Origin of the sequence: Microbulbifer sp. SH-1, assembly GCF_011326135.1 — a bacterium.
Classification (GTDB): Bacteria; Pseudomonadota; Gammaproteobacteria; order Pseudomonadales; family Cellvibrionaceae; genus Microbulbifer; species Microbulbifer harenosus.
The window spans coordinates 2,742,501-2,763,412 of record NZ_CP046948.1 but is presented as its reverse complement, the minus strand read 5'-3'; the positions used below and the strand labels follow the sequence as shown (position 1 = coordinate 2,763,412).

The 20,912-nt window shown below is 62.3% G+C and carries 18 protein-coding genes (1 of these 18 only partly in view); 8 read left to right on the top strand and 10 right to left on the bottom strand.

The window, feature by feature from the left end; translation table 11 throughout:
- Window positions 1-48: 48 nt before the first annotated feature.
- On the bottom strand, window positions 49-1,053 hold the full coding sequence (locus GNX18_RS11365; protein WP_166218150.1) for an adenosine kinase: 1,005 nt from the start codon (window positions 1,051-1,053) through the stop codon (window positions 49-51).
- Window positions 1,054-1,377: 324 nt separating this feature from the next.
- Here GNX18_RS11365 and mrcB point away from each other — a divergent pair, with 324 nt between their 5' ends.
- The 3 genes from mrcB (at window position 1,378) to GNX18_RS11350 (ending at window position 5,812) form a co-directional block, all read left to right on the top strand.
- Window positions 1,378-4,011, top strand: a complete 2,634-nt coding sequence (mrcB, locus tag GNX18_RS11360) for a penicillin-binding protein 1B (RefSeq protein WP_240913984.1) — start codon at window positions 1,378-1,380, stop codon at window positions 4,009-4,011.
- 266 nt (window positions 4,012-4,277) lie between these two features.
- The gene (locus GNX18_RS11355; protein ID WP_166218145.1) at window positions 4,278-5,207 is read left to right on the top strand and encodes a winged helix-turn-helix domain-containing protein; all 930 of its coding nucleotides are present in this window, start codon (window positions 4,278-4,280) and stop codon (window positions 5,205-5,207) included.
- A 314-nt stretch (window positions 5,208-5,521) separates the two neighbouring features.
- The gene (locus GNX18_RS11350) at window positions 5,522-5,812 is read left to right on the top strand and encodes a response regulator transcription factor (RefSeq protein ID WP_205827892.1); all 291 of its coding nucleotides are present in this window, start codon (window positions 5,522-5,524) and stop codon (window positions 5,810-5,812) included.
- A gap of 21 nt (window positions 5,813-5,833) precedes the next feature.
- On the opposite strand, the gene hemB is transcribed toward GNX18_RS11350, so the two are convergent.
- From hemB to GNX18_RS11315, 7 genes are all read right to left on the bottom strand, one after another.
- Window positions 5,834-6,844 carry a porphobilinogen synthase gene (gene hemB / locus GNX18_RS11345; RefSeq protein ID WP_166218140.1) on the bottom strand — a complete coding sequence of 337 codons (1,011 nt, stop codon included), beginning with the start codon at window positions 6,842-6,844 and terminating at the stop codon, window positions 5,834-5,836.
- Window positions 6,845-6,999: 155 nt separating this feature from the next.
- Window positions 7,000-7,644 carry a GntR family transcriptional regulator gene (locus GNX18_RS11340; protein ID WP_166218137.1) on the bottom strand — a complete coding sequence of 215 codons (645 nt, stop codon included), beginning with the start codon at window positions 7,642-7,644 and terminating at the stop codon, window positions 7,000-7,002.
- Window positions 7,644-8,828 carry a benzoate/H(+) symporter BenE family transporter gene (locus GNX18_RS11335; RefSeq protein ID WP_166218134.1) on the bottom strand — a complete coding sequence of 395 codons (1,185 nt, stop codon included), beginning with the start codon at window positions 8,826-8,828 and terminating at the stop codon, window positions 7,644-7,646. Before GNX18_RS11335 ends, GNX18_RS11340 begins: the two co-directional genes overlap by 1 nt.
- 259 nt (window positions 8,829-9,087) lie before the next feature.
- On the bottom strand, window positions 9,088-10,371 hold the full coding sequence (gene hemL, locus GNX18_RS11330) for a glutamate-1-semialdehyde 2,1-aminomutase (RefSeq protein ID WP_166218131.1): 1,284 nt from the start codon (window positions 10,369-10,371) through the stop codon (window positions 9,088-9,090).
- Window positions 10,372-10,511: 140 nt separating this feature from the next.
- Entirely contained in the window at window positions 10,512-11,303 is a 792-nt protein-coding gene (locus GNX18_RS11325; RefSeq protein WP_138234977.1) for a hydroxymethylpyrimidine/phosphomethylpyrimidine kinase, read from the bottom strand.
- A gap of 129 nt (window positions 11,304-11,432) precedes the next feature.
- The gene (gene hemJ, locus GNX18_RS11320) at window positions 11,433-11,855 is read right to left on the bottom strand and encodes a protoporphyrinogen oxidase HemJ (protein WP_138234976.1); all 423 of its coding nucleotides are present in this window, start codon (window positions 11,853-11,855) and stop codon (window positions 11,433-11,435) included.
- 74 nt (window positions 11,856-11,929) lie between these two features.
- Window positions 11,930-13,660, bottom strand: a complete 1,731-nt coding sequence (locus tag GNX18_RS11315) for a chloride channel protein (protein WP_240913983.1) — start codon at window positions 13,658-13,660, stop codon at window positions 11,930-11,932.
- 214 nt (window positions 13,661-13,874) lie between these two features.
- Between GNX18_RS11315 and argC the strand changes: the two genes are divergently transcribed.
- The 4 genes from argC (at window position 13,875) to erpA (ending at window position 16,740) form a co-directional block, all read left to right on the top strand.
- Entirely contained in the window at window positions 13,875-14,930 is a 1,056-nt protein-coding gene (gene argC, locus GNX18_RS11310; RefSeq protein ID WP_138234975.1) for an N-acetyl-gamma-glutamyl-phosphate reductase, read from the top strand.
- A gap of 71 nt (window positions 14,931-15,001) precedes the next feature.
- Window positions 15,002-15,733, top strand: coding sequence for a DUF6776 family protein (locus tag GNX18_RS11305; RefSeq protein ID WP_240913982.1), 732 nt, complete (start codon window positions 15,002-15,004; stop codon window positions 15,731-15,733).
- Between the two features lie 102 nt (window positions 15,734-15,835).
- The gene (locus GNX18_RS11300) at window positions 15,836-16,246 is read left to right on the top strand and encodes a polymer-forming cytoskeletal protein (protein ID WP_240913981.1); all 411 of its coding nucleotides are present in this window, start codon (window positions 15,836-15,838) and stop codon (window positions 16,244-16,246) included.
- A 140-nt stretch (window positions 16,247-16,386) separates the two neighbouring features.
- On the top strand, window positions 16,387-16,740 hold the full coding sequence (erpA, locus tag GNX18_RS11295; protein WP_138234972.1) for an iron-sulfur cluster insertion protein ErpA: 354 nt from the start codon (window positions 16,387-16,389) through the stop codon (window positions 16,738-16,740).
- Between the two features lie 86 nt (window positions 16,741-16,826).
- Here the strand turns inward: erpA and GNX18_RS11290 are convergent, their stop codons facing one another.
- Together GNX18_RS11290 and GNX18_RS11285 are read right to left on the bottom strand one after the other, a co-directional pair.
- Complete coding sequence (locus GNX18_RS11290) at window positions 16,827-17,939, bottom strand: anhydro-N-acetylmuramic acid kinase (RefSeq protein ID WP_166218128.1); 1,113 nt, start codon at window positions 17,937-17,939, stop codon at window positions 16,827-16,829.
- On the bottom strand, window positions 17,940-19,322 hold the full coding sequence (locus tag GNX18_RS11285) for a peptidoglycan DD-metalloendopeptidase family protein (RefSeq protein WP_138234970.1): 1,383 nt from the start codon (window positions 19,320-19,322) through the stop codon (window positions 17,940-17,942).
- Window positions 19,323-19,639: 317 nt separating this feature from the next.
- On the opposite strand from GNX18_RS11285, the gene tyrS reads away from it, so the two are divergent.
- Window positions 19,640-20,912: the 5' portion of a tyrosine--tRNA ligase gene (gene tyrS / locus GNX18_RS11280; RefSeq protein WP_166220586.1), read on the top strand. The gene runs 38 nt beyond the window's last position; only the first 1,273 of its 1,311 coding nucleotides appear in the window; it begins with the start codon at window positions 19,640-19,642; the stop codon falls past the right edge of the window.

Here is a 20,912-nt window from a genome sequence, read left to right as displayed (position 1 = left end):
CCGGCACTCTGCCTTCGCTTTTGAGTTTTTACTTCGTTAGCATCTTTCTTAAATATTTACCGCCTGCGCCAGCAATTCCCGGTGCTGTTCCGGGCGCAGTCTCGGCCCATACTGACTCACTACCTGTGCGGCGGCGCGACAGGCGAGTTCGCCGGCTTCCACAAAACCCATTTCCCGACTGATTCCGTACAGGAACGCACCCGCGAACATGTCGCCGGCGCCGTTGGTGTCGATGGCTTTGACCTTGGGGGCGGTGACCCGGTATTCCTGTTCGCCGTCCCACAGCAGGGCGCCGTCGGCGCCGAGGGTGATGGCGAAGGCGCGGCTGTGGTTGCGCAGGGTCTGGGCGGCCTGGTCTAGGGAATCGGTCTGGCTGAATTTGAGGGCTTCGTCGCGGTTGCAGAACAGTAGGTCGACGCGCTCGCCGATCATTTCTTTGAGGCCGTCGTGGAACAGTTGCACCATCATGGGGTCGGATAGGCTCAGGGCAGTTTTTACGCCGGCGGTTTCGGCTTGCTTGCGCAATGCGATGGCGGCGGCGCGGCCGGTGGGGGAGGAGACGAGGTAGCCTTCGAGGTAGATCCAGCGGGACTGGGTGAGGGCGTCTGAGTCGATTTCTGCTACCGAGAGCTCGGCGCTGATGCCGAGGTAGGTGTTCATGCTGCGCTCGGCGTCGGGGGTGATGAGTACCAGGCATTTGCCGGTGGTGCCGGTGTCGGCGTTGTGCAGGGCTTTGGGGTAGTCGACCCCGGCGGCGGCGAGGTTGTCGCGGTAGAAGTCGCCGTTGTCGTCGTCGGCCACTTTGCAGGAATAGAAGGTGCTGAGGCCGAAGTAGCTGGCGGCGATGACGGTGTTGGCGCCGGAGCCGCCGCAGGCGTGGCTGGCGGTGACCATGTGGTCGCTGAGGTCGTTCACCAGTTGCTGCTGGCGCGCGTCGTCCACCAGTGTCATGACTCCCTTGTCGACGCCGAGGGACGCGAGGTCGCTGTCGGTGACTTCAATTTCCGTATCGAGAAGGGCGGCGCCGATGCCGTAGAGGTCGTACTGGTGCATAGTAATTCCGTTGCGATTCTGAACTGTTGCGATATCTGGCCCGGGTTGCGGGCGTTCGCCGCATTATGGCGAGGGATGGGGCCAGTGCAAGTGCGTGCCGCTCACGGTCTGTGACCGGTCGGATTTGACTTGTACGGGACCGACCTTATAAATGCCGGCTATAACTGCCCCGGTTGCGGTCACTTCGCACCTGCCGCACATCTATATTGAATTCATAGCAAAGAGTTAATCTGTAGCGATATGGCATCAAACAAGCGACGTTCTAACGGGAAACGTCAAAATCATTCTTCTGGCCGGCTGCGGCGCTGGATCGGACGCCTGGCGGTGTTGGCCCTGCTCGGGGTGCTGGCCCTGGCCGCGTACATGGTATGGCTGGATGTGCAGCTGCGCGAGCGTCTCGACAGCCGCCAATACCAATTACCGGCGCGTGTGTTCGCGCGCCCGCTTATCCTGCGGGAAGGTATGGTGATGCGCCCGGACGAACTGGAATCCGAGTTTGCCGCGCTCAATTACAAAAAAGTCGCGCAGGTCGAGGAGCCCGGACAGTGGCAGCGCGACGGCATGGAATACCTGGTATGGCGCCGGGACTTTATCCATGCGGACAAGCGCGAGGCCGCGGCCAAGGTGCAGTTCCGCCTGCGCAATGACGAACTGAGCAATCTGCGCGACGAGAGCGGCGCCCGTATCAAGGAGTTTCGCCTTGACGCGGCGCCCATCGGCACCCTGCTGGGCGGCGGCGACGATCGCAATCCGGTGCGGATCGAGGAGATTCCGCCGCTGCTCGGCGCCACCCTGATCGCGGTGGAGGACCAGGATTTCGTGCACCACTTCGGGGTGTCGCCCCGCGGTATCGCGCGCGCCATGGTGGCCAACGTCAAGGCCGGCGGCGTGGTACAGGGCGGTTCTACCATCACCCAGCAGCTGGTGAAGAACATTTTCTTCGACCACAAACCCAGCCTGTGGCGCAAATTCAATGAAGCGCTGATGGCGATCCTGATGGAGGTCCATTACGACAAGGCCTATATCCTGCAGGAGTACATCAATGAGGTGTGGCTGGGGCAGCAGGGCAGCCGCGCGATTTACGGGTTTGGCCTCGCCTCCGAGTTCTATTTCCAGAAGCCCCTGAACCAGCTCGAGCCGCACCAGATCGCATTGCTGGTGGGCCTCGCCAAGGGCGCGTCCTATTACAATCCCTGGCGCAATCCCAAGCGCGCACTGGAGCGTCGCAACACCGTATTGGATGTGATGCTGGAGCAGGAGCTGATTACTCCCGAGCAGCACGCCCGCCTGATCAAGAAACCGCTGGAAGTGGTCTCCGCTGGCGACACTGCGCAGAATCCCTACCCGGCGTTCACTGAGCGCCTGCTGGAGGAACTCCGCCCCTACTATTCGGTTGAGGAGCTGCGCACCGCGGGCCTGCGTGTGTATACCACGCTGGCACCGTCGATCCAGGATCTGGCGGAGAAGGCCGTAAGCCAGGGCGTGAGCCAACTGGAGAAAGACCGCGGCATCCAGAAGGATTCCCTGCAGGCCGCCACGGTGATCCTGGAAAACCACACCGGCAACGTACTGGCGATGGTGGGTGACCGCCGCCCGCACTACCCGGGCTTCAACCGCGCGCTGGAGGCGCGTCGCCAGATCGGTTCGCTGGTCAAACCCGCGGTGTATCTCACCGCACTGGAGCGGGCGCACCAGTACAACCTGGGTACCTTGATCGACGATGCGCCGATTCGCGAAGTGGCCGCAGATGGCCAGGTGTGGATGCCGTCCAACTTTGGCAACCGCAGCCACGGTCTGGTGCCGCTGTATGTGGCGCTGTCGCGCTCCTACAACCTCGCCACCGCGCGACTGGGTCTCGATCTCGGTATCGAGAATGTGCGCCAGACCATGCGCAGGCTTGGGGTACAGTCCGACCTGCCGCGGGTGCCGTCGCTGTTTCTCGGCACCGCGGAGTTGACCCCGTTTGAGGTGGCCAGCATGTATCAGACCCTCGCCAACGGCGGTGAGCATGTGGAACCGCGCACGCTGCTGGCGGTGTCCGATGCCGACGGATCCCAGGTGCAGCGTTTCCGCTCCAAATCCAACCGCGGTGTAGATGAGGTGCCGGTGTACCTGTTGCGCTACGGCCTCGAGCAGGTGATGCGCGAGGGCACCGCCAAGAGCGCCTACCGACGCCTGCCCAACAGCGTGCCGTTTGCCGGCAAGACCGGCACTACCAACGACTATCGCGACAGCTGGTTTGCCGGTTTCAGCCCCGGAGTGACAGCGGTGGTATGGCTGGGGCGCGACGACAACCAGCGCACCAGCCTCACCGGCGCCACCGGCGCGCTCACGGTGTGGACCGACATTATGCGCAAGCTGCCCCATCGCCACGGCCGCATCCAGCCCCCGCGCGGGGTGGAGTGGAAGCCGCTGAACGACAAGGGCGAATACATGGACCCGAAGCACTGTCAGGGCGGCCGCGAGCTGCCGATCTCCGACGAAAGCCGCCTGCAGACCGACCCCCGCTGCCAGAGCCGCGGCTGGTTCCGCAACTGGTTCGACCGCGACGACAGGGAGGTGGCGCCGCGGGAGGATATGACTCCCGGCTGGGGCATAGACCCGGAACAGCAGCGCAGGGAGGAACAGCAGCGCCAGCGTGAGCGCCAATTGCGCGAACAGCTGGAGCAGGAGCAGTGGCAGGACGAGCAGGGCGTTCCCCAGGAGCCGCCGCCAGAATATCGGGAAGAGTACCGGGAAGAGCCGCAGCAAGTACCCCAGATGGAGGAAGAGCGGCAGCGCCGGCTGGAGGAATCCGGCCGTCTGCAGGAGGAGCGCTACCTTGAAGAGGAGCGCCGTGCGGAGGAGGAGCGGCGCGTACTCGAAGAGCGTCTGCGCAGGGAGGAAGAACAGCGCCGCGGCGCGCCGGTAGAAGAGGCCCAGCCCTGGTCACCGCAAGCCGACGACCAGTGGCCTTAGCAGCCATTTGTTATCTGCACGCCGTTGGCGAACCCATCCGCTGTGTCCCGCACTGTAATGCCATGTCATGGCGGCGGGCTAAATCTCGCGACAAAAGCGATCCGCAATAACACCGCCCGGTCTCGACGGCGGGAAGGCAACCGCCGCGGTGCAGGCCGGGCGTGTTACCGGTTTTCCGGTCCCGTGCGCAATTGGGGCATAATCCATTGCGCATTGCCGGGGCATAACAGGCCCCCGGTCGGGAAACGGGTGAGTCGGGCAGTTCCATGCAATACCGCTTCTACAATTTCACACTGGATACGGCGCAGTTGTATCTCACTGCCAGCGGTGTCCCCGTGGATGCAGATGCCCGCCAACTGCAGCTGTTGCGCCTGTTGATCGACTTCTATCCCGAACCCTGCAGCCAGCAGCTGTTGCTGGAGAGGTTGTGGCCAGACACGGTGGTATCGCACTGGTCTGCCGGGCGGTTGGTATCGGATACCCGCAAGCTGTTCCGCAACCTGGGTTATGAAGGGCCTCTGATTCAGACCTTGCATGGGCGCGGCTACCGCCTGGCGCCGGAACTGGTAGCCCAGCTGCGCGAAGTGCCGGCGGCATCCGCGCGCCCCGCGATCAATTCTCCGGCGGCGGATACCGCACCAGCGCACCCTGTCGCCGCCGAAACCCGACCGGTAACCACGCACGCTTCGTTCTGGCGTCTGTGCGGTGTAATGGGCCTGCTGTTGCTCGTCACGGCCGCCACGGTGTATTTCATCACCGCGCGGCGGATTCCCGACGAGGGTGTGCCACTGGTTATCGGCGAGGCGGCGGATGTGCGCGGCCGGATTCTGTGGGTGGACGACAATCCCGGCAACAATCTGGCCGAGCGTCACGACTTCGAAGCCCGCGGTATTGCGGTTTACATAGTCACCAATACGGAAGATGCACTGACGCTGCTGTCCATGTATCGCTACCAGGCGGTGATCTCGGATATGGGGCGCGGCGACGAACCACTCGCCGGTTTCAAACTGATGGAGCGCATGCGCGCACGCCGCGACGAGACCCCGTATTTCCTCTACACCATCATGCCCTCTGACACCCAGCGGCAGCTGGTCCAGCAGCGCGGTGGCAACGGCGTGGCGGTAACCTCTGATGAGCTTTTCAGCCTGGTCTTGCCGCTGTTTGCGGAAGATTCCGCGGCGCCCGCTGGGCGCTGATCGGCCCGCGCCAGATTTTTCCTGACTGCCTGCCAGCCCCCGGATTTCGGGACATCAAAAACATTCACAAGCTTTCAAAGACTTCGCTGGCGCCGAGCCGGTACCTTTTTCCTGTTGCCAACTGCGGTGGCCGACCAGTGCCCGGGACGACGCGGGGCACGGCAGCGCTGGTGCTTTTACGCAAGCCACCGCGAACGGGAAAATCGAAAAGGCAGAGGTTAGAGATGTTGGGGACAGGGTTGGCCGGGTTGGTGCTTTACCCCGATGCCGAGGGGACTGGACGGAAACCTGCGGCAAACTCGCTGGAGTACCGCGTGCAGACACTGATGGCTGCGCCGGCCGCCAATGTGCCGGCGCAGCGTGAGCGCTGCGCGGAGGGTGTAATGGCTGCACCGCACACGGGGCCGGAGCCCCTTCATTTTAGTGTGCGGGAACTGGAGATTCTGGCGCGGATTGCAGCCGGCGCCACCAGTGTGGAGATCGCCGGGCAGTTGCACATCTCCGTGCACACGGTGAAGAACCACCGCAAGAACATCCTGCGCAAGTCCGGCTGCCGCAATGCCGGGCAGCTGATCACCCGCTGTACCGTGCTCGGCCTGGTCTGATCAACCCGGGGCGGCTGCGATTCAGCTCTGCAGCAGGCGCGCCGCGTCTTCGGCGAAATAGGTCAGCACACCGTCCGCTCCCGCGCGCTTGAATGCCAGCAGGGATTCCAGAATCGCCGCCTCCCGGTTCAGCCAGCCATTGGCAAACGCCGCGCAGTGCATGGCGTACTCACCGCTCACCTGGTAGGCGAAGGTGGGCACCTTCAGCTCGTCCTTCACCCGCCGCACCACGTCCAGATAGGGCATACCCGGCTTCACCATGATCATATCCGCGCCTTCCGCCAGATCCAGCGCGCACTCGTGCAATGCCTCGTCACTGTTGGCCGGGTCCATCTGGTAGCTGAATTTGTTGGCGCCTTTGAGATTGCCGGCGGAACCCACCGCGTCGCGGAAGGGCCCGTAGTAGCTCGACGCGTATTTGGCGGCGTAGGACATGATCTGGGTATTGGCGTGGCCCTCGCGCTCCAGCGCCACGCGGATGGCGCCGATGCGACCGTCCATCATGTCCGACGGCGCCACTACATCGGCGCCGGCCTGGGCGTGGGACAGCGCCTGCTGCACCAGCACCTCCACCGTTTCGTCGTTGACGATGTAACCCGCGTCGTTCATCAGTCCGTCCTGGCCGTGGCTGGTGAAGGGGTCGAGCGCCACATCGGTGATGACGCCGAGTTCCGGCGCGGCGTCTTTCAGTGCGCGCACCGCGCGTTGGGCGAGGCCGTCCACGGCATAGGCGGCGCGGGCATCGTCGGACTTGTGCGCGGCGTCCACCACCGGGAACAGGGCGACGGCGGGGATGCCGAGCTTCACCAGTTCTTTCGCCTTGGCGGTGAGCAGATCCACGGTCATGCGTTCGACCCCCGGCATAGAGGCCACCTGCTGGGTCTCGCCGCGGCCCTCGATCACAAACAGCGGCAGTATCAGGTCGTCGCTGGTCAGGCGGTTTTCCCGTACCAGGCGGCGGGAGAATTCACTGGCGCGCAGACGGCGCGGACGGGAGTGGGGGTAGGGGCCGCGATTGGGGCTGAAACTCATGGGGATGCTCCGGCGAATGGGCAGAATGAAATGGCGCGCACACGTGGCGGCGACTAAGCTGGCGGCAATCATACCAAAACGGGAGTTGCTCTGATGGCTGTTGCATTCTGGTGCCTGCTGATCATGGCGGCACTGAAGGCCGTCTGATCGGTCGCCTATTCCATGTCAACGTCCGCGCCTTGCTGTTCCTTGAGATGTTCGACGAGAACACGGCCGGCGGCGACGATATGTTGTTCCAGCAACGAGCAGGCTTCCCGGGTCTCTCCCTGCCGCAGCAGTGCCAGTAACTGGTAATGCTCGCGCTGGCTGGTGCTCTGGTAGTCGAGGCTTCGGTTTTGATAGCCGATATAGCGCTCGCACTGACGCTGCAGCTGTTCCACCGTCTTGAACAGGGTGGGGCGCCCGGCGGCGCGGTAAAGGCCGGTGTGGAACTGCCAGTTGAGCTGGCCAAGTGTCGCCGCGTCGAGCGGAGGTGTTGTTTCCATGGCATCGAGAATATCCTGCGCGCGCCCGAGTAGCTCGCCATTGAGGCTCGGGGCGGCAAGTGACAGCAGTAAAGGCTCCAGGTGCATGCGCATCAGATACAGGTCTTCCGCTTCCTGTGGATCAAACCGTGGCACCGCTACCCCGCGCTTGCCGTACCCGGTAAGCCAGCCCTCACTTTTCAGGCGCGCCAGCGCGTCTCGCACCGGAATGCGGCTGACACCGTAGCGTTCCGCGATCTCGCTCTGCTTTAGCGGTGTGCCCGGGGCAAAGCGCCCGCGCTGCAGGTCTGACTTCAATTGCCGATACAGGTCCATCAGCGCCTCTCCGCCAGTAGCCAGTGGCAGGCGAGGCCGCCGAGCAGCCCCCAGAAGGCGGCGCCGATGCCGAAGAAACTGACTCCGGACGCGGTAATCAGCAAGGTGACCAGTGCAGCCTCGCGGCAGTCGGCTTTGGCGGTAGCGCCGGCGAGGCTTGAGCCGATGACGCCGATCAGTGCGAGTCCGGCCACGCCGGCGATCATCGCCTGGGGCAGCGCGGCAAACAGCGCCACCACACTGGCGCCGAACAGGCCCGCGAGTAAGTAGAAAATTCCCGCGGAAATTCCCGCGGTATAGCGCCGCGCTGGGTCGTGGTGCGCTTCGGGGCCGGTGCAGATGGCCGCCGAAATGGCGGCGAGATTGAACGCGAATCCGCCGAACGGTGCCAACAGCAGACTTATCAGCCCGGTGCCGCCGATCACCGGTGACACCGGGACCCGCGCGTAACCGCTGGCGCGCAGAATCGCGATACCGGGAAGGTTCTGCGAGGTCATGGTGACAATGAACAGCGGCAGGCCCACGCCCAGCAATACCTGAAGGTTAAATGCCGGTGTTACCCACTGCAGTTGCCCGATGGACCAATCCAGTTGTTCCGCGTGCACTTCACCCAGTAGCCAGCTGGTCGCAAATCCGACGGCCAGCACCAACAGGATGCCGTAGCGCGGCAGCCAGCGCCGCCCAATGAGATAGGCCACCAGCATTGCCCCAACCAGCTGCGGGTTCGCCTGCAGCGAGGTAAAGATCGAAAGTCCGAACTGCAACAGAATGCCCGCCAGCATCGCGCTGGCGATGGGCTGTGGCACCCGCGCCGCAATGCGTTCGAAAGCGCCAGAGAGTCCGAGCGCCAGTGTCAGCAGTGCGCTGAACAGAAAGGCCCCCACCGCTTCTGGCAGGGAGACCCCGCTCAGGCTGGTTATCAGCAGGGCTGCACCGGGTGTAGACCACGCGGTGACTACGGGTGCGCGGTAGTACCAGGAAAAGCCGATACAGGTGAGCCCCATCCCCAGGCCGAGTGCGCCGATCCACGAGACCATCTGCGCCTCGCTGGCGCCGGCCGCTGCCGCCGCCTGCAGCACAATCGCCACGGAACTGGCAAAGCCCACCAGCACCGCGGCAAAGCCGGCGCTGACGGCGGAAAGTGTGGTATCGGCTCTGAGGGAGCGCTGGGCGACCTGCTCCATAAAATGTATACCCTGTTAAAAATGTATACATTTTATAGCGAGAACAATTTCCCTGCGCAACAGGGGGCTTGGGAAACTTATAGGTAGCGGTGGCAGAGAAGGCTGTGTGAAGGTGTCGATGCCGGGTGGGGCCTTGCGAGACCTTCCGCGAGAGGGACCTCGCGGAAGAGCCCTCATGGATGGGTTCACGGCGTGCCTCGCAAGGCCCCACCCGGTAGCGTCACCGCCACCGGGGCTCCTTAAGAAACGTTGCTGGATGTCAGGAGAGGGAGGCAAACACCCGACGCGCGGCGGCGATGGTATTGTCGATGTCCTCATCGCTGTGGGCGGCGGACATGAAGCCGGCTTCGTAGGAGGCCGGGGCCAGGTACACCCCCTCGTCCAGCATGCCGTGGAAGAAGCGGTTGAAACGCTCCGTGTCGCAGGCCATTACCTGCTGGTAGTTGGTGACCTGCTCGGCATCGGTAAAGAAGAAACCGAACATGCTGCCCACCTTGTTGGCGGTGAGAGGGATGCCGGCCTCTTTGGCGGCTGCAAGCACGCCGTTCACCAGGCGGTCGGTTTTGGCTGTGAGTTCATCGTACAGGCCCGGCTGCTGAATCAGCTGCAGGGTTTCGAGCCCCGCGACCATTGCCATCGGATTGCCGGACAAAGTGCCCGCCTGGTACACCGGGCCGAGCGGTGCGATCTTTTCCATGATCTCGCGCTTGCCGCCGAAGGCGCCCACCGGCATGCCGCCACCGATCACCTTGCCCAGGGTGGTGATGTCCGCCTCGATGCCGTAGTAACCCTGGGCGCCGGTGAGGCTGACGCGGAAACCGGTCATTACTTCATCCAGGATCAGTACCGCGCCGGACTGGTCGCACACCTCGCGCAGCGTTTCCAGGAAGCCCGCTACCGGTGGAATACAGTTCATATTGCCCGCCACCGGCTCGACGATGATGCAGGCAATCTGCTCGCCGATCTCGGCGAAGCACTGCTTCACGCCCTCGATGTCGTTGTAGGTGAGGGTGATGGTGTGATCCGCCAACGCCGCCGGCACCCCCGGTGAGGAGGGCACACCCATGGTCAGGGCGCCGGAGCCCGCCTTTACCAGCAGGGAGTCGGAGTGGCCGTGGTAGCAGCCCTCGAACTTGACGATCTTGTCGCGGCCGGTGTGGCCGCGGGCCAGGCGGATGGCGCTCATGGTGGCTTCGGTGCCGGAGTTGACGAAGCGCACCAGCTCCATGTTCGGCCACAGGCGGCAGAGTTCTTCCGCCAGTTCGGTTTCCAGTTCCGTCGGCGCGCCGAAGCTGAGGCCGGACTGGGCCTGCTCAATGACCGCTTCGATCACATCCGGGTGCGCGTGGCCCAGCACCATCGGGCCCCAGGACTGGACATAGTCGATGTAGCGTTTTTCGTCGGCATCGAAAAGATAGGCGCCCTCGGCGCGCTCAATGAATACCGGGGTTCCGCCCACCGCGCGGAAGGCGCGCACCGGGGAGTTGACGCCGCCGGGGATGACTTTCTGGGCTTCGGCAAAGAGGGATTCGGATTTGCTCATAAAGATTCGGAAACCGCTTGGGAATTGGAAAGTGACGGGAAATTCCGCGATGGAATGTGCGCGCATTATCCGCGCCGGCGCCCGCAGTCGCAAACGGTGCGGCCGGCAAAATGGTGCAGAGAGGGTTTGAGCGCTGCGCGCTAGTCTTTGCAGGTCCAGAATAACCGGTTGGGCACCGGGCGCCCCATGCCCAGGCGGCGGCTGTCGGCGATGGCGCTCCAGGTGAACTGCTGGCTGCGGTTCACTGCCTCCAGTATGGTCAGGCCGTGGGCGATGTGGCAGGCGATGGCGGTGGTGAGGGTGCCGCAAACACCATAGGCGGCCGGCGGCAGCTGCTGCCAGCGGAACTCGCGCACCAGCCCGCGCACGTCGTACAGACGGTTTTCCAGCTGTTGGTCGCAGGCGGGCACACCGGTTAAGAGCAGGTAGTGGCAGCCGCTTTCAAGCAGCTCCTGGGCCTGTGCGTCGTGCACGTCCGCTTCACCCGCCATGGCGCGCGCTTCGCGTCTGTTTGGCGCCACCAGAGTCGCCAGCGGCAGCAGCAGGTCGCACATGGCTTTCCAGAGGGGGGGCGCCAGCAGGCTCTCTTTGTTGGCGAGGGTGGCATCCGGGTCGATGACGATGGGGATGTCGGGATAATCCCGCAGCACGCTGTGCAACGCATGTGCATTCTCCACGGACCCGAGGTAGCCGATCTTGATCGCGGCCACCGGCATGTCTTCGAGCACCGCACGCGCCTGTTCCACCAGCAGATTCTCGTCCACCGGTGCCACGCCGATCAGCTCGCGGGTGTCGCCCACGGTAATCGCTGTGACCACCGAGGCACAGTGGCAGCCGAGACTGGCTGCTGTTTCGGTATCCGCCGTGATACCGGCACTACCGCTGGGGTCGTGATGGGTAACGGTAAGGACGATCGGTTGGCGTGTATCCATGAACTTTCGGGAGTGTTGCGCGGGTTTCCTAATTCTAGCCCCCGTACTTCTGCAGGGGGACATTGGCGGGTGGCCTCGCGCGCCCCTGTTACAGAATTGCGAGAGCTGCCGCGCCCGCCAGCGGGTGAATCAGAATGGCCTGACCACGGCGAGTATCACGATGGCCAGCAACGCCAGTACCGGCAGCTCGTTGAACACCCGGAAGAAACGCCCGCTCTTTTGTACGGTACCGGCGGCAAACTTCTTCACATAGCGGCCGCAAATATGGTGGTAACCGATCAGCAGCACCACCACGGTGAGTTTGGCGTGCAGCCAGCCGGCGGACAGGTAGTAATCGGCGTTGTAGCTGATCAGCCAGCCGCCGAAGACAATGGTTGCGATCATCGATGGGGTGGCGATGCCCCGGTAAAGGCGCCGCTCCATGATCGAAAAACGGTCTCTGCTCAGGGCATCGGTGGCATCCACGTGGTAAACGAACAGGCGTGGCAGATAGAACAGCGCAGCAAACCAGCAGACCATGGACACAATGTGGAAGGCTTTTACCCAAAGCATGGAGGCTCCTGTTCCGGTATTTGAACCGGCTTAAAGGCTTGTGATTTTTGTGGCCAGTGGTGCCTGGTTGCATGTCACTGGCGGTAATAATGCTCGATGTGTTGCGGCAGGATGATACCCGCCACGTCGCTGTCCAGTACACCTGGGCTGCCCTGGTCATAGTCGCGCCCGACATACAGAGCGCCGGCGCCACGCTTTTCCAGCCGTTGCTGGGCTTCCAGCAGGGTGGCGCGCCAACTGATCGGGGCCATTTGCAGGCGTTCGCCCGGCAGACGCAACAAGTCGATTTTTTCCTCGCTGTTGCCGTCCGGTTCTGCGTCCTCGCTGTCCTTTTTCGGCCGCTGCAGGAAATTCGCCAGATCCGCGGTGCGCAGCGCCTGCGGCGTGTCCTCGCCTCCCACCAGCAGCCACGCGGGCTGCCGCTCGATCAGCCGCTCGGCCTGGGTGCGCTCGAGTAGTGGCGGAGTGATGGCCACCGCGCGTTCCATGACACTGGTGACGCCTACCCGGCTCAGCAGCTGCGCACGCCAGCTTGGGGTACCGCTCTTACCCAGCGCCCGCAGGGATTCCTGGTAAATGCCCTCGGTGGCGAAGATCTGTCGGCTCACCAGGCATGCCACCACGATGGTCATCATTGCCGGGAACAGTACGTTGGGGTTATACGTGAGTTCCAGGATTGCAAGCAGGGCCGCCAATGGGGCGTTCAGCAGGGCCGCCATCATCGCCGCCATGCCGACCATGGCGTAGAGCCCCGGGCTTGCGGTGGCTGCGCCCAGCCAGTGATTGGCCAGATGCCCGGCACCGCCGCCAATACATGCGCCGAGAATGAGGCTGGGACCGATGACACCGCCGGGAATTCCGAGGCCGGTGGCGAGCGCAGTGGCGGCCAGCTTCGCCAGCACGATGACGGCGAGCGCGGCGACGCCCAACTGGCCGAGCATTGTCAGCTCCAAAGTGTCGTAGCCGGTGCCGAGGATTTCCGGAATCCACAGCGCGAGAATGCCGGTGGCGATGCCCACCAGGGTGAAGCGCAGCAGCGGAGAGTGTTGCTGCTGTAGTGGCACCAGATAGCGCTGGCTGATGATGAATAACGCGGCCAGCGCGCCGATCACCAGTGCACAGACGAATAGAATTGGCAGCTCCGCCAGGGATTCCAGTTGCGACGCGGGTACGCTGAATGCGGCCTGGTGGCCGAACGCCAGGCGGCTGGCCGCGGTGCCGCTGACGGCGGCGATCATCACCGGCAGGAAGCCGGCCACGGTGTACTCCAGCATCACCACTTCCATTGCGAAAATCACACCCGCGAGCGGGGTATTGAAGGAGGCCGCGATGGCTGCGGCCACGCCGCAGGCCAGCAGAGTGCGCACCGAGTTGTTTGGCAGGCGCAGGCGGTGCGCCACCCAGCTGCCGGTGGCGGCCCCGAGGTGTACCGAGGGGCCTTCGCGGCCGACGGACTGACCGCTCAGCAACGCCAGCGCGCCGGCGAAAAACTGCAGCAAAGCGTTTTTCATCGGCATCTTGCCCTGGTGATTGTGCAGGCGGTCGAGCACGTGGACCACACCGGTGGGGCGACCGGAGGGGGCCATCCAGTGAAATATGATGCCAAGTACTAGGGCGCCGAGCACGGGTAGTCCGAAGCGCCAAGTGTCCGGTAGGGATTCAAAATCGTCGACCCTCGGCAGGTACAGGATCGCGGGAGCCTCGCTCAGTTGGCGGAACCCAATGACGACCAGCCCTGCACAGATGCCGATGATCAGCGCCAGCAGAATGAGCACTGAGAGCGCCTGCTGCGAGGACAGTTGCAATTGCAGCTGCTCCAGCAGCCTGGCGTGCCGGCGCCGTGTGTGAGAAAACGGGGAAGAATCAGGCTGCTTGCTGCGCCGCACGGCGTGTCCTTACTTGTGTTTGGCTGTCAACGGGTTGGCTTATGGTAGAGTGCACGGCTCAGTATACAGGGGCAACCGCCCGCCAGCAGGGGCTGGCGTCGAGCCTGGGGAAAATGATCAGCGAGGAGCGAGCGTGAGCGTCATCAAAGCGGCAATCGTAGGGGGAACAGGTTATACAGGTGTGGAGCTGTTGCGCCTGTTGTCCGGGCATTCGGGGGTGAAGGTCACCGCGATCACTTCCCGCGCGGAAGCCGGTACGCCGGTGGCGGAACTCTTTCCCAGCCTCCGCGGTCATTACGATCTGAAATTCACCGCACCGGAAGTGGACGAGCTGGCCCAGTGCGATGTGGTGTTTTTTGCCACTCCCCACGGTGTCGCCCAGGCGCAGGTGCCGGAATTGGTGGCGCGCGGTGTGCGGATCATCGATCTGTCGGCGGATTTCCGCCTGCAGGATATCCCCGCGTGGGAGAAATGGTACGGCCAGCAGCACGCCTGTCCGGAACTCGCTGCGCAGGCGGTATACGGACTGCCGGAAGTGAACCGTGCGCAGATCGCCAGCGCGCAACTCATTGCGTGCCCCGGTTGCTATCCGACGTCCATTCAGTTGGGCTTTCTGCCGCTGCTGGAGGCCGGGCTGATTGAACCCACCGGTTTGATCGCGAATGCGGCCAGCGGCGCCAGCGGCGCCGGGCGCCAGGGCAAGACAGATCTGCTGTTTGCCGAGAATAACGATAGTTTCCGCGCCTACGGTGCCTCCGGCCACCGCCACCTGCCGGAAATCGAGCAGGGTTTGAGTCGCGCCGCCGGAGGCCCGGTGGCGCTGACGTTTGTGCCGCACCTGCTACCGATGGTGCGCGGTATTCACGCCACCCTGTACGCGACACTGGAGAATCCCGCAGCGGCGGAATCCGCCCAGGAATCGCTGCAACAGCTGTTCGAACAGCGCTATCAGTCCGAACCCTTTGTCGATGTGATGCCCGCGGGCAGCCATCCACAGACCCGCAGCGTGCGCGGCACCAACATGTGCCGGCTGGCGGTGCTGCGGCCGCAGGGGAGAGATACTGTGGTGGTGCTGTCGGTCATCGATAACCTGGCCAAGGGCGCATCCGCACAAGCGATCCAGAACATGAACATCATGTTTGGTTTAAATGAGAACCAGGGGCTAGAGAGCCCGGCACTGCTGCCTTAGAATCGGCGCAGTCAGGCAACAACAAAATACACGACACCCAGGCAGTACATTCCAGACCAATGACACGCAAAGTGAAAGGCAGCAAACAGTACCGTATGAAGGTGGTGCCCCACAGGCCCATCATTCACGGTGTTTTCTCTGTACTGGGGGTGACCCTGCTGGTGCTCTCTACGAGTGCCGGAGCCTTTTTTGCGGGCCAGTACCAGCTGAGCAGGAATCTGGACGAAAAATCCCGTGCTCATGCCAAAACGCTGGATGAGGTGGAGCACCTGCGCGCGGAGATCGAGGCCCTGAGGGTGCGTGCCGCCACGGCCGAGCAGTCCGTGGCTATCGGCGAGCAGGCCGGGGAGTCCTTGCGCGGGGAGCTGGTGGCGAAGGAAAACCAGATCGCCGAGCTGCGCCAGGAAATCTCCTTTTACCGCGGGATTATGGCACCGTCTGAGGGCGGCGATGGTGTCTCCATCGGTCGTTTCAGCATTTCCGATGCCGGTGAGCGCCGCTATCAATACAAGTTACTGGTGCAGCAGTCCGCGGCAAGTCATCAGGTGGTGACCGGCGCGGTGCAGTTCACCATTGTCGGGCAGCTGGACGGTCAGTCACGCCGCTACGCTTTGGCGGATTTGTCGCCGCAGGTAGAGAGCGAATCCATCCCCCTGCGGTTCAAGTATTTCCAGAATATCGAGGGAGAGCTGCAGTTGCCTGAGGGCTTTGTGCCGGAAGGTGTGGAACTGTCGCTCAAGTCCAGCAAGCGCAATGGTTTCAATATCGACCAGCGCTACGGCTGGCTGGTGCAGCAGAGTTGAGCTGCTGAAGCTGAGGGCGCAGCTGCGCGTCACTGGAGTTACCAGGCTCCGCTCCATTCAAGAGGTTTTGGTTGAATCATGTTGAAAAAGAAAGAGAAAATTATGGCAAACACCGGCGGTAACAATACGACGCTGATCGCCCGCCACACCGAGGTGACCGGTGATCTGCATTTTCGCGGTAACCTGGTGATCGAGGGCCGGGTGAATGGCAATGTCTCTGCCCACAGCGACAGCGAAGCGCGCCTGCAGATCGTCGATGGCGGTATCATCGAGGGTGAGATCCGGGTGCCCAACGTGGTGGTGAACGGCAATGTGAAAGGCGACGTGCACGCCAGCGGCCACCTGGAGCTTGCCTCCAAAGCTATTGTCGAGGGAAATGTGCACTACAAACTGATCGAGATGGTCAAGGGTGCCCAGGTCAACGGCTCTTTGGTTTCCAATGTGGATGTCGACAACGCCGGCGAGCCGCGGATGTTGGGCTATTCCACCGAAGCCAGCGCCGAAGCGGAATAATTCGCGGCCATTGGTGAAACCCGGGAAATTTGGCAATACTTGACCCATTTGCTGGGTTTTACCCATAATGCGCCCGCGCCACCACCTTTCGTGGTGGGCAGCCCCAGGCAGGGGCTGAGAATCTGTTTCGAGAGTTATCTATGTCTGAAGCTGTTTCCTTTTCTCCCGATCCGGTCCAGGTGACCGAAAAGGCCGTTGCCAAGGTCAGGGGATTGCTGGAAGAGGAAGGCAATCCCGATCTGAAGCTGCGGGTATTTGTGACCGGCGGCGGCTGCTCCGGCTTCCAGTACGGCTTTACCTTTGATGAGCTGGTTGCGGAAGATGACGCCGTGATCGAGAAAGATGGCATCCAGGTACTGGTCGATGCCATGAGCTACCCATACCTGGTGGGTGCCAGTGTGGACTATGAAGAGGGGTTGTCCGGTTCCCGCTTTGTGGTGCAGAACCCGAATGCCTCCTCCACCTGTGGTTGCGGTTCATCCTTCTCTATCTGAGACCTGAATCTGATAGATCGAGAGCGCCCGGAAAATCCTGTATTGGGCGCCATCCTTTCCCATCGGTTACGCGATTCACAGCCGCGTCAGGCGGGAAAGATTCCTCCCAAGATAGTTTCTTTTTCCGCGCCGGTGACTGCCGGGCAGTTGCCGCTGAGCCCATGTATGGTCTGGCGCGCCAGCCATGCAAAGCCGGCGCCTTCCACCCAGTCTGCGTCAATGCCGTACTGATCCGTGGCTGCCACCAACCAGGTGGGGAGACGCCGGCGCAGGCGCTCCATCAGATCCTGGTTGCGGGCACCGCCGCCGCACACTAGTAATTCACCGCCGCGGGCAAATTCGTGCACCCCGTTGGCAATGGATGCCGCGGTTACTTCCGCCAGTGTCGCCTGGACATCGGCGGGGGCCAATTCCATGCCGGCGCAGGCCAGCTCCAGCCAGTTAGGGTTGAACGCTTCGCGGCCAGTGCTCTTGGGTGCTGGCGCGGCGAAAAAAGGATCAGCCATCAACCGGTTGAGAAGCTCAGGATGCACACTGCCGCTGGCGGCCCAGGCGCCGTCGGCATCATAAGCTGTTCCCCGGTGCAGTTTGATCCAGTAGTCCAACAGGGCGTTGCCCGGGCCGGTATCGTAGCCGCGCACGCCACCGCTGGCTGTCAGCTCGGTAATGTTCGCCATGCCGCCAATATTTACTACCGCGCGGTCGCGGTCGGCGCGGAACACCGCATTGTGGAAGGCGGGCATTAGCGGTGCTCCTTGACCGCCCAATGCCATATCCCGGCGGCGGAAGTCCGCTACGGTGGTAATGCCGGTCAGGGCGGCAATGGTATTGGGGTCGCCAAGTTGCAGGGAGAAGGGGATGGAGACACTGCCCGGTGGCCGGTGGCGCACGGTCTGGCCGTGGCTGCCTATGGCAGTGATGGCAGAGGGCGCGACTCCGGCTTGCTTTAAAACGGCGAGCGCGGCGGCGGCAAACTCCTGGCCGAGCTGACGGTCGAGCTGACCGGCCCGGTCCAATTCCGAGGGCCCCGGCGCGCAGAGGGCGAGGATCGCCTCGCGCATTTCCGAAGAAATAGGGTACCCGAGTGCTGCCCGGGTCTGGCACTGCAGGGCGTCGCCAGTTTCAGAGAACTCCACCAGCACCGCATCGATGGAGTCGATACTGGTGCCGGACATCAGACCGATATAGAGATCCGTCATTCAGTTTACGGAGTCCTTCTTGTCTTTGTTTTTGTCGTCTTCATTCTTGGCCAGTGCCGGCTGCTCATAGCGCTCGAGCTGCGCCATCAGCGGCTGGGTCTGTGCCTGGAAGCGCGCCATTTCTGAAGAGGCGATCGCCTTTGCCTTCGGCAGCTGGCGCACGATGGTGGCCGGATTGCGGTGGTGGCCGTCCACCAGGAATTCATAGTGCAGGTGCGGGCCGGTGGCGTAACCGGTGGAGCCCACGGTGCCAATGACCTGGCGCTGCTTCACGCGCTGCCCCTGCTTTACACTGCGCTTGTGCAGGTGCAGGTAGCGGGTTACATAGCGCTCGCCATGCTGTACGAACACATAGTTGCCGTTGGCCTTGCTGTATCCTGACTTGATGACTTTGCCGTCACCAGCGGAGTACACCGGTGTTCCCGTCGGAGCCGCGTAATCGGTGCCGTTGTGCGGGCGGTGCGTCTTGAAAATGGGGTGCAGGCGGCGCGGGTTGAAATGTGAGCTGATGCGGCCGATATCCACTGGAGTGCGGATGAACGCCTTGCGCATGCTCTTGCCTTCCGGCGTGTAGTAGTTGGTGTCACCATTGCTGTCGGTGTAGCGCACCGCACTGAACGTCTTGCCCTGGTTGGTGAAGGTCACCGCCTGAATGGCGCCGTTGCCGATCTTCTCGCCGTCGAGAAACTCCTCGTCAAACACCACGCTGAAGCTGTCGCCTTTGCGGATGTCGAGTGCAAAGTCGATGTCGGAGCCGAAGATGTCGGCCATTTCCATGATCAGGTTGTTGCTGAGGCCAGCTTTACTGCCGTCTACGAACAGGGAGCTCTCGATTTCACCCTGTCGGAACGCGGTGTAGCGTTCCGCTTCGCGCTGATGCAGGGCGTACTTGTATTCGTCGGAGCTGTCGCGGCTGAACTCCACCTTGCTGAGGCGGTCGCGGTGCAACTCGAGACTCTGCAGGCTGCCACTCCCGTCGATCTGGAACGTGAGGTTTTCACCCGGTACCAGCTTGGCCAGTTGCTTGGCTTCCTTGCCGCTAGACAGCAATTGGTACATCTCCGCATTGCTGAGGCCGGCGCGCTGGAACAGGTCGGAGAGGGTGTCTCCGTTGCGCACGGTTTCCTGCACTATGCGCAGCCCTTCCATCACGCTTTGAGGGGCAGTGTCCTGAGGTGCTAGGGGTGCCGGTGCTGCAGCCGCTTCTTCGGGCAGGCTGAGGGAAACTTCCAGCGCCGTGCGCTTGGCCTCTACATCTGGAGGGGATACGAACAGGGTGAGTGCCAGCGCGAAGCTTGCGGCACCGGCAGCCAGTGCGTGGGTTCTCGGGAAATGTTTGCCCAGGGCGCCCAGCAGGCGTGGATTTTTGCGGTGATTTTGCATGGCTTTATACGGTGGTGGCGCTGATAGTCATTGTTATGTGATCCCGGCGATCATGCCTAAAAAACGAACACAAAGAGGGCTTTATAACAAAATTCCCGCCGTGGTTCACGGGGTAATTGACCTGTCTGTCCATGATTCGGTTCCTCTGTCTTGCCGGCGTTTTTTGCCACCGCATCCGGGGGCTGGCCATTGTTCGCCAGCGCCCGGCCGCGCTTGTATTTGCCGCAGGATTCGGTACATTTGCAGCCCAATTTTTCGCCGCCGGGACCAGTTGCCGGGGCTTTTGAGTGCAAATGAACTTACTGCAAGGGGGTACAATGGCCGGAGTGGATGCGACACTGCTGGAAGATCTTACGCGCCGCGGGCTGGTCAATCAGGCCACCGGTGACGGCGAACTGGAACAGCACCTGGCAGAAGCGAGTCGCACACTCTATTGCGGCTTTGATCCCACTGCGGATTCCCTTCACATAGGGAGTCTAGTTCCCCTGCTGACACTCAAGAGGTTTCAGGCGGCAGGTCACAAGCCGATCGCTCTGGTTGGCGGCGCAACCGGCCTGATTGGCGATCCTTCCTTCAAAGCGCAGGAGCGGTCGCTCAATACGCCGGAAGTGGTGTCTGGCTGGGTGGAGAAAATCAAGCAGCAGGTCAGCGCGTTTGTCGATTTTGACGCTGTTGAAAACCCCGGCATTGTTGTCAACAACCTGGACTGGACCAAAGACCTGAGCGTGCTCGACTTCCTGCGAGACGTGGGTAAGCACTTCTCCGTCAACAATATGGTAAACAAGGAGTCCGTCAAGCAGCGGCTTCAGCGGGAAGGGGAGGGTATTTCCTTCACCGAATTTGCCTACATCCTGCTGCAGTCCATGGATTTCTCTGAGCTGTACAAGCGTCATCAGTGCACCCTGCAAATCGGTGGGTCTGATCAGTGGGGCAATATTACCGGTGGCGTGGATCTCACCCGTCGCCAGCACCGCGGAAAAGTCTTCGGCCTTACCCTGCCGCTGGTCACTAAGGCGGATGGCACCAAATTCGGTAAAACCGAAAGCGGTACCATCTGGCTCGACCCAAAGCGCACATCACCCTACGCCTTCTACCAGTTCTGGTTGAATACGGCGGACGCGGATGTGTACAAGTTCCTGCGCTACTTTACTTTCCTGAGTGTCGACGCCATCGACGCGCTTGAAAAGGCGGATGCGGAGCGTCAGGGGCGCCCGGAAGCGCAGAGCGTACTCGCCAAAGAAGTGACTCGTCTGGTTCACGGTGAGGAGGGGCTTCAGGCTGCCGAGCGTATATCTCAGGCGCTTTTCTCCGGCGGTATTGAAGAGCTTTCCGAGAGTGATCTGGAGCAGCTGCGCCTTGACGGCCTGCCCAGTTCAGAGTTGCCACGCGAGTTCACCGCTGAACAAAGTCTGATTCAGTTGCTGGTGGATGCCGGCATGGCACCGTCAGGAAAGCAGGTGAAAGATGCCCTCGGTCGCAATGCGGTTTTGGTGAATGGGGCTGACGTGGGTATGGACAGCAATGGTGTTCCCGCAGAGGTATTTGCAGGTGGCAGGGCCATGCACGAACGTTTCTATGTTGTTCGCCTGG

Coding starts and splice junctions, on each gene's coding strand:
- GNX18_RS11365 (WP_166218150.1), bottom strand. CDS start 1,053: ATGCACCAGTACGACCTCTACGGCATCGGCGCCGCCCTTCTCGATACG.
- GNX18_RS11355 (WP_166218145.1), top strand. CDS start 4,278: ATGCAATACCGCTTCTACAATTTCACACTGGATACGGCGCAGTTGTAT.
- hemB (WP_166218140.1), bottom strand. CDS start 6,844: ATGAGTTTCAGCCCCAATCGCGGCCCCTACCCCCACTCCCGTCCGCGC.
- GNX18_RS11340 (WP_166218137.1), bottom strand. CDS start 7,644: ATGGACCTGTATCGGCAATTGAAGTCAGACCTGCAGCGCGGGCGCTTT.
- GNX18_RS11335 (WP_166218134.1), bottom strand. CDS start 8,828: ATGGAGCAGGTCGCCCAGCGCTCCCTCAGAGCCGATACCACACTTTCC.
- hemL (WP_166218131.1), bottom strand. CDS start 10,371: ATGAGCAAATCCGAATCCCTCTTTGCCGAAGCCCAGAAAGTCATCCCC.
- GNX18_RS11325 (WP_138234977.1), bottom strand. CDS start 11,303: ATGGATACACGCCAACCGATCGTCCTTACCGTTACCCATCACGACCCC.
- hemJ (WP_138234976.1), bottom strand. CDS start 11,855: ATGCTTTGGGTAAAAGCCTTCCACATTGTGTCCATGGTCTGCTGGTTT.
- GNX18_RS11300 (WP_240913981.1), top strand. CDS start 15,836: ATGGCAAACACCGGCGGTAACAATACGACGCTGATCGCCCGCCACACC.
- erpA (WP_138234972.1), top strand. CDS start 16,387: ATGTCTGAAGCTGTTTCCTTTTCTCCCGATCCGGTCCAGGTGACCGAA.
- GNX18_RS11290 (WP_166218128.1), bottom strand. CDS start 17,939: ATGACGGATCTCTATATCGGTCTGATGTCCGGCACCAGTATCGACTCC.
- GNX18_RS11285 (WP_138234970.1), bottom strand. CDS start 19,322: ATGCAAAATCACCGCAAAAATCCACGCCTGCTGGGCGCCCTGGGCAAA.